This window comes from Paenibacillus sp. B-A-8, assembly GCF_048572915.1.
GTDB lineage: Bacteria > Bacillota > Bacilli > Paenibacillales > Paenibacillaceae > Paenibacillus_AQ.
The window spans coordinates 4,943,030-4,957,109 of sequence record NZ_CP183882.1; the positions used below are offsets into that span (position 1 = coordinate 4,943,030).

The following is a 14,080-nucleotide window of genomic DNA, read 5'->3' on the forward strand; positions in this document are numbered from 1 at the left end:
AGATCGCTTTCGCCCCTTACGGGGCACGCTTGTACTTAGGTGGTATCTAGATACGGAAAAATTAGAATTAACCAGAATGAGAAACCCCTGACTTCCGCACACTCTATGTATAACTCTAACCACAGACAAAACTGCGATTCAGAGTTTAACTATGACCTAAGAGAGCGTGTGCTGCAGGTTCTCTTCCGTACAATTCTGCAAATCATGAGAGTGACGGGAGAAAAAGTTAATCTTACCGTTCGTTTGCACAGGTTCATTCCCTAAGTAATTTTTAATCATGTCGATATCATGCGACACCATCAGGAATGTCATATGATGATGGGCATGCATATGTGTAATTAGATCAAAGAATCCTGCTTGGGATTCAGCGTCAATACCGACTGTAGGCTCATCCAAAATCAGCAGATCCGGATGGTTGATCAACGCACGTGCTAGAAATACACGCTGCTGCTGACCGCCTGACAGCTGGCCTACTCTTTTCTCCGCAATATCCTGTATCCGCATCACTTCAAGTGCATCTTCGCACTGACGATGCTGAGCCTTAGATACTCTTCGAATAAGATTCTTGTTGTTGTACAAACCAGATAGCACTACTTCACGCACCGTTGCTGGAAACAGCGGGTTGAAGGCGTTCTTTTGTGGAACATAACCTATCCGTTCCCAGTCTTTAAACTTGCGGACAGGCGTTCCAAATAATTTGATTTCACCACTGCTTGCCGGAAGCAAACCGACGATCATCTTCATCAGTGTTGTTTTACCAGCGCCATTAGAACCAATGATACCAAGGAAGTCTCGTTCTCTTACACTATAGTTAAGATTCGAGATCACCTTCTGTTCACCATATGAAAAAGAAAGATCCTGTATATCGATGATATGCTGATGGCAGTCCAAGGATACCGATTGCATGCTTTAGCACCGCCTTTTCCTTATACTTTCCTTTTTATTGTAAAGCCATAATCAGATTTTGCAAATTTTTCTCCATCAAGGTGAAGTAGTTATCCCCGTTCTTTTCTTGCTCCGCAGTAAGACCCTCTACCGGATTAAGAACCATAGTAGACACACCAGCTTCAGCCGCTAACGTCTTAGCCAGTTTATCGGAGACAAGCTCTTCAAAAAAGATGTATTGAATTTTCTCCTCTTTAACCATCTTCGCCAGGTTTACTAAATCCTGTCCACGCGGCTCAGCGTCTGGGGATAATCCCATAATAGCATGCTGCTCAAGCTTATAGTCACGGGCAAGATAGGCAAAAGCTTGGTGCGAAACTACAATTTTGTGGTTAGGCAGCTTGGTAAGCTCCTGTTCAAACTTACTATCCAAAGCCTGTAAACGTTCAGCAAGCTTATTGTAACGCTCTTCATAACCATCTTTATGCTCAGGGTCCACAGATTGAAGGCTTTCTTTTATATTGCGCGCCATGATGATCGCTGATTTCGGACTTACCCAGGTATGTGGGTCCGTATGAAGGCTGTCCTCAGAAGAATGGCTATTATGATCAGCATCATCTTCGTGATGATCCTCTTCGCCGCTTCCCCCATGATCATGTCCGTCATCTTCATCGGTCATTATTAAATCAACACCTTTACTTACTTCAACAGCTTCCACTTTACTGCTGCTATCAAGTCCTTTTAGAAAATTAGGAACCCATCCCTCAAGCCCTGCTCCATTGTACAAGAACAATTGCGCTTTGGAGGTGTTGACAATATCCTGACTGCGTGGTGTCCAATCATGCGGCTCTACACCAACCGGAAGAAGATTAATGGCATTTATATCATCTCCACCAATTTCCCGAGTAAACTCATAAATAGGATAAAAAGTAGTTACAACATTTACTTTCCCTTCAACTATACTTCCACTGCTCTTTGGTCCACATGCAGTGAGTGTAAATACAAGCACCAATGCAAGTATAAGCAGACTTATTCGTGACTTCATAGCAACCATTAAATTGATCTCCCTCTCAAATCGTAATCTTTACTATTAGAAGTATAATAGTAATCATTACGATAAGTCAACAATAAATCCTAATAAGATGATTCTGAATTTTATCCCTGCTTATACGTTGAAAAAAGGAATGTTCCCACAGCCTAGCTGGCTGAAGGAGCATTCCCTTTCTTATATAACAATTACATATATAGATTCTACATAACGAATCTTACTTCACAATAGCTCCATTTGGCATGCTATCTGGTACTGTGGCGATGGTTAACTGGTCACCTTTAGAAGCCGCTAAAATCATCCCTTGGGACAATTCTCCGCGCAGTTTCACTGGCTTCAGGTTCACAATACAAATCACTTTTTGGCCTACCAGCTCTTCCGGTGTGTAAAACTTCGCGATACCAGAAACGACTTGACGCTGCTCATAACCTAGATCCAGCTGCAGCTTCAGCAGCTTGTCGGCTTTCTTCACAGGCTCAGCTGCAATGACCTGAGCTACCCGAAGCTCAGCCTTGGCGAAATCGTCGATGCCGATCTCTTCTTTATGCTCTTCCTCAGGCTCGGATACCACAGGAGCCGCAGGTGCTGCTTCGGTCGCTTCAGCAGCCGGTTTACCAGCGCCCATGGCTTCGGCGATATAAGCTACCTCTTGCTCCACATCCAGACGAGGGAAGATTGGATTGCCTTTCACCAGCTTTGTTCCTGCCGGAATCAGACCAAAGGTCTTGCCGCTGTCCCATGTCGTTAATTCACCAACTTCGATGCCAAGCTGTTCCCAAATCTTCGCTGGGGTTTGCGTCAAGAACGGCTGCAGTAGAATGGAAGCGGTGCGAAGACCTTCCACAAGATGTCTCATTACGGAAGCCAACTCAGCTGTTCTGCTCTCATCCTTAGCAAGCACCCAAGGCTGTGTCTCATCAATATATTTATTGGTGCGGCTGATAAAGATCCCGATCGCTGTTAGCGCTACGGAGAACTCCATTTTTTCCATCGCTTCTTCTACTTTGGCATAAGTATTCTCTGCCGCAGCTTGAAGCTCACCATCAAATGCTGTTACATTTCCTTCATACGCTGGAAGCTCTCCACCGAAATACTTCTCTACCATCGCACCTGTCCGGTTCAACAGGTTACCAAGGTCATTAGCAAGATCATAGTTAACCCGATCTACAAAGCTTTCCGGTGTGAATGTACCATCCGAACCAAACGGTACTTCCCGTAGCAGGTAATAACGAAGTGCATCCAGGCCGTAACGATCAATTAATGTAACTGGATCTACTACGTTCCCTTTGGATTTTGACATTTTGCCATCCTTCATGAGCAGCCAACCATGAGCAAATACCTTTTTCGGAAGAGGCTCACCCAGCGCCATTAGAATGATTGGCCAGTAAATCGTATGGAAACGGACGATTTCTTTGCCGACAATATGCACATCAGCAGGCCAGAAATTATCGTACAGACTTCGATCCTCGGAACCGTAACCCAAAGCAGTAATGTAATTTGTCAATGCATCGATCCATACGTACACTACATGCTTTTCATCGCCTTTAACCTTAACACCCCAATCGAAAGTCGTACGGGAAACCGCAAGATCCTCCAGACCAGGCTTGATAAAGTTGTTGATCATTTCGTTTTTACGGGATTCCGGCAAAATAAACTCCGGATTCTCCTCATAAAATTGCAGCAATCGATCTGCATATTTACTCATCCGGAAGAAATAACTCGCTTCCTTCACCAGTTCAACCGGATGACCGCTATCAGGGCTTTTTGCACCAATGATTACGCCATTGTCATCTCGAACGATATCAACCAATTGTGTTTCTGTATAGAAGGTTTCATCCGGAATACTGTACCAGCCTTCATATTCGCCTTTATAGATGTCACCTTGCTTGAGCAGTCGATCAAAAATATCCTGAACAACCTTTTTATGACGCTCTTCCGTTGTACGGATGAAGTCATCATTGGAGATGTCTAGCTTGCGCCATAATTCCTTAATGCCAACAACGATGTCATCTACGAACTGCTGAGGGGTTTTACCTGCTTCCTCTGCCTTCCGTTCAATCTTTTGACCATGCTCGTCTGTACCTGTAAGATACCTTACATCATAGCCGCGTAGACGTTTGTAGCGGGCCATTGCATCTCCAGCTACGGTAGAATAAGCATGTCCGATATGCAGCTTATCACTCGGATAGTAGATAGGTGTAGTTAAGTAAAAAGTTTTCTTTTCGCTCATTGATTAATCATCCTTTCTTTCATAAAAAGACAAAAAACTCCCGCCCCTTTAATGGGGCGAGAGTATAACTCACGCGATACCACCCAAATTTCCTGTCTCTTCACAGAGATCAGGCTTCGCCAGTTCCCTCTCGGGAACTGTCCATTAACGCTGGAACACGCCGTTATCTTACGCGAACCTCAATTGCAGTTCCCGCTCGAACACAGTTCCTCCCGGACCATATTCAATCTAACGCTCCATACCGGCTTTCAGCTCGTTCCGGCTCTCTGTAATGGGCGTACCGATTTACTCATCCGTTCCTCGGAATTCATACTATTACCTGTGAATATACCCAATGGCAAGGGCTCGTGTCAAGTCGCGCGAGCAGAATCCTTCTTCGTGGGGTGTTCCTCAAGAGGCGGAACCGGATCAAGTCCCCCTGGATTGAAGGGATGGCATCTAGCAATCCGCTTGGCAGCAAGCCATGAACCTTTAAGTGGACCATGGACTTCAATAGCTTCTAGTGCATAGGCAGAGCAGGTTGGATAGAAGCGACAAGTGGCAGGCTTAATCGGGGAAATGTACTTGCGGTACACCCGAATGGGAGCCTGAATCGTTCTACGAAGGGTCGCCATTCTTAGACCCCTTTTTTGCGATTAGCTGCTGCGACTAGCTCTTCTTCCCGGTTCTCTTCACATTCTTTGCAATAACCGAACACCTCAAATTTATGCTTGACTACCCGGAATTGATCAGGTGTATCCGTTAAATTCATCGGGCAGAAATTAATCGGGTAGGTTTTCTCGCATTGAAGGCAAATCATATGATGATGGTGATCCTGATGATTACAGCTTCCCTTGAATTTCACTCCGTCTTCAAAGACGATTTGTTCAAGTACACCAAGCTCTTCCATTACACGCAGATTGCGGTACACGGTATCAAAGCTAAGTCCGCTATACTTGCGGCCCATATGCTCATAGACATCCTTCGCTGACAAATAACCCTTATTCTCGCCGAATAACTTGGCAAGCGTTTTGCGTTGGTCGGTGATTCGCAGACCTTGCCCCGACATGACCTCTAATATTTGTTCTGTCGACAGCATACGCTCATCTCCCATAACATTTCAGTTCATTTCATTTATACTTCACTCTCTTAATAATGCCCCAAAATAAATGCCCCGTCAATGAAACAACCAAGTGCATGAGCGTTCATCGGAGTAAAATCATACATTTAAATACAAAAAGTCCGGCTGAGTATTCCTTGGTGGAATATTCAGCCGGACTTTTATTTCAGTTAATCCCAAATAACTTAAAGGATGGACATATTATTTTATTTCTTCGCAGGTAGCGGTGTAACTAGGAAATTCACCGGCAAGTTACTACCAGAAGCTGCTGTGAACAAAATCTCCACGGAGCCGCCATAATCGCCAGTACGATAAATTACACTGTTCATGTCAGCACTGGAGAGACTTCCAGATGTCGGCATGTGTACAATTTGACCGTTAACTAAGACAGGACCCATGTAATTACCGCCACGTGGATTAAACGTAATCAAGGAATTAGGTGCAACACGATCGAATTTGATTTTGTATAACACCCCGAAATTACCCGCATTCGATGCTTCAGTACCGTTCATTGGGTCTACGCCGATCAAATTCAAATCACTCGAATTGTCACCGAGAAGAAGTCTCGCAGGAGTTACTCCTACTTCATCGGTAACCGTGATGATGCGTGTAGAATCAGCATAAGTTCCTCTGTTATGCACCCCATCACGATCCAATATTGGAAGTGTAGGCAGTGTTGTCAAAGGATCTTTATTCGCATCGATCATCATGACATTATATTCAATAGGATAATCACTAAATAAATCCGCTTGGAGTGATACAATCTCGCCTGGTTTCATGGCAATTTTGTTTAGATCCGTAAGAATCGAGACGCTTTCCCCGGGTTGTAGGACCGTTGTCTTATAATCTCTTCTAGTCTGCATAGACTCCCAGTACCGCTGCACTGACATTTTACCAGTACCTTCTGGATAAGAGTTTGGACCGCCAAAGCCTACATATTCGGTTGTAATTGTCGTAGGGTACAGATTGTTATTCTTAGCAATCACATACACCTTCGTTTTAATATTCATATTATTCTTGTGGTGAACCAAGAAGCGGGTTCCGCCAAATGATGTTTCTTTATACGTGATCCCTTCCGTATTCACTGTTTCTGGACTGTTACTGCGGATAAGGGTATAAGGCTCAGAAGAAAGGTTATACGCTACCTTCTGCCAAGTTGGAACCATCGATCCATCGATGTTAAATACACTACCTGGAGAACCGAACAATCTGTAGAAATCCTCTTTACTGTACATGATTTCATCTGAAATATTAATGGTCTTCTCAAAAGTGCTGATTGCGCCATGTGAATCTTTTACTTGAATGGCTACTGTTGCTGGACCTGGAGTGAAGAACGCTTCTGCTTTGTTCGTCCAAGTCACTTCAATTTGATCACCGTCTGGGTCGCTGCTTAGATCTGAATAAGTGATCATTTCACCCATTTTGTAAGAGTCTTTGTCTGTCGTGAAATTAGCGACTGGTGGTGTATTCGGTTTAAGTACATTGATGGTCACGGAGTAAGGATCGCTCCATTGTCCATTCGCATCCATAACGGAATAGGATACTACATAAAATCCTGGTTGATCATAAGCATCCTGCTTACCTTCCCAACGTTCATCTACAATAGCTGTACCATTCGGAGAAGAATTGGAGGTCACAAAATTCACAAGCTCACCCGCATAAATCTCAGTCGGCACTGTAAAAGAAGCTTTAGGCTTCGTGTTAAGCGTAAGAATTACTCTTTTTTGCACATTATCAACGGTATAAGGAATGCCTAACGCACCGGTGATGGACGTCAAAGGAACCATGAACGTACCATTAATTTGGTAAGCGGGACCTTTCATCGTCACATTTTTACCATTAACGGAATAGATCTTACTATCCGTCTTAAAGCGCATTACATCGCTTCCTTTGGTAACAATCGTTTCTTTCGTTTTATAATCGTAAATGTATTTCACACCTACGCGCTCTACCATAGCTCGGATCGAAACGTATGAGACACCATTCTTCACGGCCATAGGCTGATTAGCCAAATATTCAACACCGTTTTGGTACATTTTTTTACTGTTCATCATTAGTACAAGCTGATTACTAGCCGCGGCACGAACGCCATCTGTTGGTGTTGGCTGTGTAGTAGGTACAGGTGTTGCTGTTGGAAGTGGTGTTGCTGTAGGTTCAGCTGTTGCCGTAGGATCAGCTGTTACCCCAGGTTCAGTTGTTGCTCCAGGTTCAGTTGTTGCTCCAGGAATTGGAGTAGGAGTTGGTGTAGGTGATACTACTCCCCCTGGTCCCTCAGTCTGCAATGGTGGCAATGGGTCAGTAGCCTCTGGCATAACATCCGTCACAGATGTAGCAGCTGCCCCTACTTCATTGGTATTACCGGAGGTATTATTGACAGCTTCGGCAAAAGCCGGCACTGCCGAGGCGGCCTGAGAGATGGCCAAAACAGCAACTAACGTTAATTTCTTCAAATCCATGATATAACTCCTCTGCTCCTATTTGTAAATATAAGTAGGTCTCTGTCTTTTTCATACGCCTCTTATATTCCCCGCAAAAACGTATCCACCCTCTACAGAGCGGAACAATTGCTTTTTGCCACGTTCGTTATAACAAACCATAGTATTAGACGCATTCGACCGCAAAAAGTTTCATTTTAAGGTAAAGAAAGATTAACTCAGTATTAAATCAACCACAACCCACCCTTCAGCTCCCCCCCGAAAAAAATGAGATTATCCATATAAATATGTGTATTTTGCGGTAAGGTATATTCGCATTCATTTGCTTTTGTTACAATGTATGGAAGAATATCTTTTTCATGCGGGTGATGACATGTCCAAGAAAATCTCCATCCTCGTTCAATTAATCATGGGTTTCTCACTAATCATCTTTACGATCGTAGCCTTTACGATATTTTTGTCCTACCGTTCGTCATCCCAAGCCGTTCTTAACCGGTCGAACCAATATATTCTAGAGTCCGTCAAACAGCTTCAAGGTAAAATGGATGCTATTCTTCAAGATAATGACAAACTCTCATCTACGATCATGTTCAGTCCCTTGATTCAAGAAACACTGGGAGACTTAGCAGAATCCCGCACACCTCATACTGACGCTATGGATATTACCCGCTACATCGATCAACAGACACGTTCCATCAACTCTGACATCCAGTTCAAGCTGCTCGGACTTTCAGATAATCAGGTATATACCAATAGCAGTTCTTTAAAAGTAATCTGGGACAGCGAGAAGGAAATCCGCGGGGCCTATTGGTTTCCAGCTATAGCAAAGAATAACGGCCGCATGGTCTGGTTTGGTGTAGATGTATGGCAGAACGGTACGATCCCTGTGGTCATGGGAGCAAGGCAAATTAATGATTGGAATGATTTAAATCGGTTAGGAACTCTATTTCTCGTCCTCCCTGTGGAGGTCATTCATAACGCTGTCAGCCAATTTCACCTGGGTAAAAATGAGAAAATCCAAATTGTTGATTCATTTAACACCATTGTTTATTCCACGGATCCAAATGAGATTGGGCTGTATATGGATGACAGAATTCTAAATCAATTCAGCAACCATAAAGCACGAATCATCCCGCATACCATAAACTCCCGCAATATGTTCGTATCCTATGCCTATTCAACCTATAGCGAGTGGAGTGTGTTTGCTTATATTGATTCTAAAGAAGCTGTTAAAGATTTAAATGGCATTCGCCGGAATATTATACTTATTGGTTTGTTGGGGATGGCCGCAGCGCTATTGTTTACTTCCTTTTTCTCGTGGACACTATCTAAACCGCTTCGAAATCTCGCAACCAAACTAAGCAACGTTGAGCGTGGAACCACCCTGCCTTTTGTAAAGACAACCATGAACAAAGAAATGGCTATCCTCTACTCAAGCTATAACTCCATGCTTCAAAACCTGGACCACACCATTGCTGACCTTTCAAGTAAACAAATTAGTGAAAAACAAGCTCAAATCGTGGCACTAAAAGCACAATTCCGCCCTCATTTTCTCTACAATACTTTAAATACCATCTATTGGTCACTTGCTAATAAGCGCCTGCGAGAAGAGTCACAAATGGTGCTCGCACTTAGCGACTTGCTCCGTTATAGCATTGATCGAGGATCGGAATTTGTTACGGTTGAGGAGGATTTACAGCAATTAGAACGGTTCATTTATCTGCAAAAATTACGCTACGAGGACAAACTACAGGTTGATCTGCATGTGAACCCTGAGGTCATGAATCGGCAGCTTATGAAGCTAACCCTTCAGCCCCTTGTAGAGAATGCCATCACTCATGGACTTGAACCTACGCTACGGGAGGTATGGCTCATACGTATTCGAGCCTACAGTGAGGGCACGTTACTTGTGCTAACTGTAGAAGATAATGGGGAAGGCATGAGCGAGGCAAGAATGGCAGAGGCCTTAATCAGTGACGAGGTCAAGCCAGAGAAGCTGCTTCACACCGGTATCGGTCTTTCCAATTTAAATCATCGTATAGAACTAATCTATGGACATGGATTTGGCCTTCATTTATCAACAAGCGAACTCGGAGGCTTATTAGTAAAAGTCACTGTTCCATTACAGTTCGATCAAGGGTAGGGGGCGAAGTGATGAATGTGTTAATTGTTGATGACGAGAGTTTTGTTCGACGTTCTCTGTCAGAAATGCTGGGAAGTGCGAACCAGAATTTTAGCATCATTGGGTCAGTAGAGAACGGATTAGCAGCTGTGCAATTGTTAAAAGAGCATGCTGTCGATCTCGTAATATCAGATATACGAATGCCCGGCATGGATGGACTCGAGCTCTCTAAGCATATCCATGAATGTTATCCTGACACTGAAACGGTTCTACTCACAGGTTATCAGGACTTCTCCTATGCCAGCCAAGCCATTCGGTACGGTGTTCGAGAATATCTGGTCAAGCCAAATTCAGTCGAAAATATCCTCGAAGTCGTAACAAGTGTGTACGAACGTCTGGAATTAAAAAAGCAACATAGGCAAGTATCGCAACTACGAGAAAAGAATCTACGTGAGAAGCGCCTTTCCGATCTTCTTTATGGCATTCCATTGCCCTATTTTGAAGAACAGCTCATCCCTCCCTTTCATTCTTTTGTCGTCGTAACTGTAAATCATCTAGGTGATGATATGCCACAGTACTGGTCCGAACAAGCAATGTATGCAGCCGTAATCAATATATTAGAAGAGTGTTTTTCACTTTACGCTAACGTTGTCGGCATACAAGAAGAGCAAGAAGCAATAATCATGTTATTCTATCCGCATGAACAATCTGAAAGAATCGATGAGGCGTTGACGCAGGAGACGATGAGTAAGCTGTCAAGTATCTTGAAATCGCCTTTCAGCGCGGGTGTCTCCAACCCTCATTATGACCTTGGAGCTCTCACAACAGCCTATCATGAGAGTCTACAGGCGTGCCAACAGATCAAAAAGGATAGTACCCGATCGGTTATCTATTATAATGATGTATCTATGTACTCGGCGTCCCCACAGCTTACGGAACAACTACAGGTTAAGGCTACACGCAGGGTAATCTCTATGATGATTGAGGTAATGAATTCCCGACTCCAAGAGAACCTCTCACTCAAAATGATCGCAGATGAACTATACATGAACCCCACCTATCTTGGTCGTCTGTTCAAAGACGATGTAGGAGAATGCTTCTCCAGTTTCCTAACCAAGCTCCGTATTCAAAAAGCAAAAGAGCTGTTAAATAATGTTACGCTTAAGGTTTACGAAGTTAGCGATTTAGTTGGCTTTAAGGATCCTGCATACTTCAGCCTCATATTCAAGAAATACATGGGTATGACTCCTCAGGAATTTCAGAAGCATAACAAATAAAGTCGAGGTGTGTTCTCTTGCATGTGAACGCTAAGTTGATGACTGTCCTGTTAGCCCTTGGATTGCTTCTTCATACAAGTGGTTGCCAGATCTCTCCCTCCAAGGAAGAAATTGATCTACAAGACCCGATCCAGCTGAACATCTGGCTTACCGCTGGATCGGGTCTTGAGCCGCTTATAGCCGAGTATCAATCCCAGCATCCCGATCTAGAAATCCGTATTCAGACCTCTACCTCCACGCAGCTTCCCGCCAAGCTGCAGACTTCATTTGCAGCAGGATATAGTTCCCCTGATGTAGCGGCTATTGATATTAGCTATTTGGATCGTTTTAAGCAGTTCCCCGATTATTTTTATAATCTAACAACATTTGGAGCGAGTGATCTGAAGGATCAATTCCTGAGTTGGAAGTGGCAGGAGGTGCTCGGGACTGACTTTATCTTCGGATTACCGACTGATATTGGTCCTTACGCTATGTTGTATCGGACTGATATTTTCGCGTTATCTGGACTCCCTACCAAACCTGAAGAAGTAGCAAATAGAATCCAAACTTGGGACCAATTCCTCAGGGCCGGCACTATAGTTCATGAGGCAACTGGTAAAGCCTTTGTCAATGACTTAGAGAATCTGTATCTAACCCTTTTGCGCCAGTCCAAGCTTCAATATTACAGCCCCACTACACAAGAACTGATCGTAGGAAATAATCCTGCAGTTAAAGGAGCCTGGGACTTCGCGATTCAAGCGCTTAAGCTGAATCTATCCGCCGGTATTGCCGTAGATACACAGCGCTGGGGTGCAGGTCTGCTAAATGGAGACTTTGCAGTTATGCTCTGTCCAGCTTGGATGATTGATCATATCAAGAGCAGTGCTCCAACAGCCAGCGGATTATGGAATGTAACGACCATCCCAGGAAACAGCGCTAATCGGGGAGGTTCCGTCCTTACTTTGCCTAGAACAGGCAGTCATCCAGAGGAGTCATTCGCGCTTATCAAATGGTTAACCGAGCCGGCACAGCAACTAATTTCATTTAAGACACAAGGTGCATTTCCCTCCACACCCAAAATTTATGACGATCCAGAGATCCACAACCTGTATGATCCCTATTTTCCTAACTCAGAGATTGGACGTGTCCTCTCTACAGCAGCACAAGAAGTAATTCCTACCTATTACGGTCCTCACCATGCTGATGTAGAAATAAATATGCTCGAATACTTGACCAAAGCTGAGCAAGGTAAACTAGATCCCGAGCAGGCTTGGTCACTTGCCATTCAGGTGGCACAAAAAATAGATACTTCCTTCCGCTAACCTATTTATCAATCGCACAATAAAGGCTATCCCCAGCATTATTATCATGCCGGGGATAGCCTTTTAGTTTCGCTTAAAGGATTTATTTTTGAGCAGCTAAGAAAGCATCCAATTGTTTTTGCTTTTCTGCAATAATCTTATCAAGTCCGGCTTTCTTCAGCTTGTCGGCATACTTAGTCAGCACGGTATCTGGATCAACAGAACCGGTGTCCAAACTGATATCGTATTCATCCATTACAGCTTTACAAGCCGCCATTTCAGTCTTCATAGAGGATGCGTCGAAGTTGAAGCCTAGTGCTACAGAAGCTTTACCTTTGGAGTTAAAAGCCTTGAATTGCTCCCATTTGTCTGGAGCTTCGCTTTCCCATACAGGATTCAGGAATTGGCTTCCAAGCATCCAGGCGGCAGCAGTATTATAGTCACCCGTTTTGTCAGTAGCTTTAATCGTATCGCCGCTAACGACATCATAATGAACACCTTTTACACCAAATACGAGGAGATTATTGATTTCCTTATCCGTGTGCAAAAGATCTAAGACCATCATGGCACGAGCTGGATCACCAGAGGAAGCGGAGATCGCTAACATCGAACCTGCGGCGTCACTGGTAGAAATCGTTGGTTCGTTAAAGGCAATTTGTTTCAGTTTACCAACCAAACCTGTAGCATTAGCCAATTCGCTATCTTTACCAGGTTTAAGGGATTGTACTGTCATAAAGACATTACCAGCCTTCATTGCATCTTGTGTAGAATTCGTTGCAACGGCCGCATCTTTGTTAATATAACCTTTCTTCATGTATTCACGGGTAAGTTTGATGATTTCCTTATAGCGGTCCAGCTCAATCATAGATTGAATTTTAGTGTCCGATGAATCCTTAAGCAGAACGCCCGGAATTGAAGCATCACCAAGCGTATCGTACTGTGCCATGTACTGAGAGTTAAAGGTCTCTCCTTGTTTGAAATACAGTGGAGTAAGGTCTGGTCTCTTCTCCTTTACGACTTTGAGAACGGCATCCAGATCTTGAATGGTCTTTACATTCGACATATCAATGCCTAGTTCATCAGCAATATCCGAGCGATACACGATCCCGCCTTGTGCGGCTAACTCCTTATTCGTAGGAACGGCATAATTCACACCATTGATCGCAGAACCTTTTAAGAATTGCGGGTCGAGGTTTTTAAGAATCCCTTGGCCATATTCGTTCAATAGATTACCGTACTTGCCGTTATCATCATTAAGCGGGAGGTAAGCACCTTTAGCGGAGTTGGTTACATAGTTTTTCCATTGCGCTGTAAAAATAATATCGAATTTCTCCTGACTGGCAATCTTCAGGTTGACATCATTGTCCCATGGACCCCAGTCGATCGGTGCGATATCCAATTTAGCGTTAATTTTAGGTTCTAGAAGCTTATTGATAGCATCCTCAACAACCTGTTCATCCTTTTGAACGGCACCGACATAGATTAACTTGACAGTATAAGGATCTAATTTCTTCTCAGGTTCAGCTGTAGGATCTGCAGCAGGCTCATCTGTTGCCGCAGCGTTGGTAGCGGTTGCATTTTCACTTGGCGCTGGTGAAGCCCCTTCATTATTTCCGTTATTTCCTCCGCATCCAGCTAAGCTAAGACTGAGTACCACGATAAGCATCAGTGTTAATAGTACGCTTGTTCGAATAGCCTTCATGT

General features: G+C 43.8%; 10 protein-coding genes and 1 other annotated feature. Of the genes, 3 read left to right on the forward strand and 7 right to left on the reverse strand.

From position 1 onward, the window contains the following. Window positions 1–156: 156 nt before the first annotated feature. From ACN6MV_RS22445 to ACN6MV_RS22470, 6 genes are all read right to left on the reverse strand, one after another. Complete coding sequence (locus ACN6MV_RS22445; protein WP_042129853.1) at window positions 157–906, reverse strand: metal ABC transporter ATP-binding protein; 750 nt, start codon at window positions 904–906, stop codon at window positions 157–159. 34 nt (window positions 907–940) lie between these two features. Further along, the gene (locus ACN6MV_RS22450) at window positions 941–1,939 is read right to left on the reverse strand and encodes a metal ABC transporter solute-binding protein, Zn/Mn family (protein WP_149646735.1); all 999 of its coding nucleotides are present in this window, start codon (window positions 1,937–1,939) and stop codon (window positions 941–943) included. A gap of 211 nt (window positions 1,940–2,150) precedes the next feature. After that, window positions 2,151–4,163, reverse strand: coding sequence for a methionine--tRNA ligase (metG, locus tag ACN6MV_RS22455; protein ID WP_076284468.1), 2,013 nt, complete (start codon window positions 4,161–4,163; stop codon window positions 2,151–2,153). A 49-nt stretch (window positions 4,164–4,212) separates the two neighbouring features. Continuing rightward, window positions 4,213–4,473, reverse strand: a binding site (T-box leader). A gap of 40 nt (window positions 4,474–4,513) precedes the next feature. Then, window positions 4,514–4,777 carry a membrane protein insertion efficiency factor YidD gene (gene yidD / locus ACN6MV_RS22460; protein WP_042190501.1) on the reverse strand — a complete coding sequence of 88 codons (264 nt, stop codon included), beginning with the start codon at window positions 4,775–4,777 and terminating at the stop codon, window positions 4,514–4,516. Between the two features lie 2 nt (window positions 4,778–4,779). After that, entirely contained in the window at window positions 4,780–5,241 is a 462-nt protein-coding gene (locus tag ACN6MV_RS22465) for a Fur family transcriptional regulator (protein WP_042190503.1), read from the reverse strand. 227 nt (window positions 5,242–5,468) lie between these two features. Then, complete coding sequence (locus ACN6MV_RS22470) at window positions 5,469–7,718, reverse strand: copper amine oxidase N-terminal domain-containing protein (protein ID WP_339287474.1); 2,250 nt, start codon at window positions 7,716–7,718, stop codon at window positions 5,469–5,471. Window positions 7,719–8,070: 352 nt separating this feature from the next. Between ACN6MV_RS22470 and ACN6MV_RS22475 the strand changes: the two genes are divergently transcribed. The 3 genes from ACN6MV_RS22475 to ACN6MV_RS22485 are packed head-to-tail and all read left to right on the forward strand — an operon-like array spanning window position 8,071 to window position 12,397. Continuing rightward, window positions 8,071–9,840, forward strand: a complete 1,770-nt coding sequence (locus ACN6MV_RS22475; RefSeq protein ID WP_419884892.1) for a sensor histidine kinase — start codon at window positions 8,071–8,073, stop codon at window positions 9,838–9,840. 11 nt (window positions 9,841–9,851) lie between these two features. Continuing rightward, window positions 9,852–11,096, forward strand: a complete 1,245-nt coding sequence (locus tag ACN6MV_RS22480) for a response regulator (protein ID WP_419884893.1) — start codon at window positions 9,852–9,854, stop codon at window positions 11,094–11,096. A 23-nt stretch (window positions 11,097–11,119) separates the two neighbouring features. Beyond that, a complete protein-coding gene (locus ACN6MV_RS22485; protein ID WP_419884894.1) occupies window positions 11,120–12,397 on the forward strand; it encodes an ABC transporter substrate-binding protein in 1,278 nt (425 codons plus the stop codon). Between the two features lie 82 nt (window positions 12,398–12,479). On the opposite strand, the gene ACN6MV_RS22490 is transcribed toward ACN6MV_RS22485, so the two are convergent. Continuing rightward, window positions 12,480–14,078, reverse strand: coding sequence for an ABC transporter substrate-binding protein (locus ACN6MV_RS22490; RefSeq protein WP_375103520.1), 1,599 nt, complete (start codon window positions 14,076–14,078; stop codon window positions 12,480–12,482). Window positions 14,079–14,080 lie beyond the last annotated feature (2 nt).

What these genes read in the sequence shown, in the direction of transcription:
- ACN6MV_RS22480 (WP_419884893.1), top strand. Translation starts at nt 9,852, where the DNA reads ATGAATGTGTTAATTGTTGATGACGAGAGTTTTGTTCGACGTTCTCTG.
- ACN6MV_RS22445 (WP_042129853.1), bottom strand. Translation starts at nt 906, where the DNA reads ATGCAATCGGTATCCTTGGACTGCCATCAGCATATCATCGATATACAG.
- ACN6MV_RS22450 (WP_149646735.1), bottom strand. Translation starts at nt 1,939, where the DNA reads ATGGTTGCTATGAAGTCACGAATAAGTCTGCTTATACTTGCATTGGTG.
- ACN6MV_RS22465 (WP_042190503.1), bottom strand. Translation starts at nt 5,241, where the DNA reads ATGCTGTCGACAGAACAAATATTAGAGGTCATGTCGGGGCAAGGTCTG.
- ACN6MV_RS22470 (WP_339287474.1), bottom strand. Translation starts at nt 7,718, where the DNA reads ATGGATTTGAAGAAATTAACGTTAGTTGCTGTTTTGGCCATCTCTCAG.
- ACN6MV_RS22475 (WP_419884892.1), top strand. Translation starts at nt 8,071, where the DNA reads ATGTCCAAGAAAATCTCCATCCTCGTTCAATTAATCATGGGTTTCTCA.
- metG (WP_076284468.1), bottom strand. Translation starts at nt 4,163, where the DNA reads ATGAGCGAAAAGAAAACTTTTTACTTAACTACACCTATCTACTATCCG.
- yidD (WP_042190501.1), bottom strand. Translation starts at nt 4,777, where the DNA reads ATGGCGACCCTTCGTAGAACGATTCAGGCTCCCATTCGGGTGTACCGC.
- ACN6MV_RS22490 (WP_375103520.1), bottom strand. Translation starts at nt 14,078, where the DNA reads ATGAAGGCTATTCGAACAAGCGTACTATTAACACTGATGCTTATCGTG.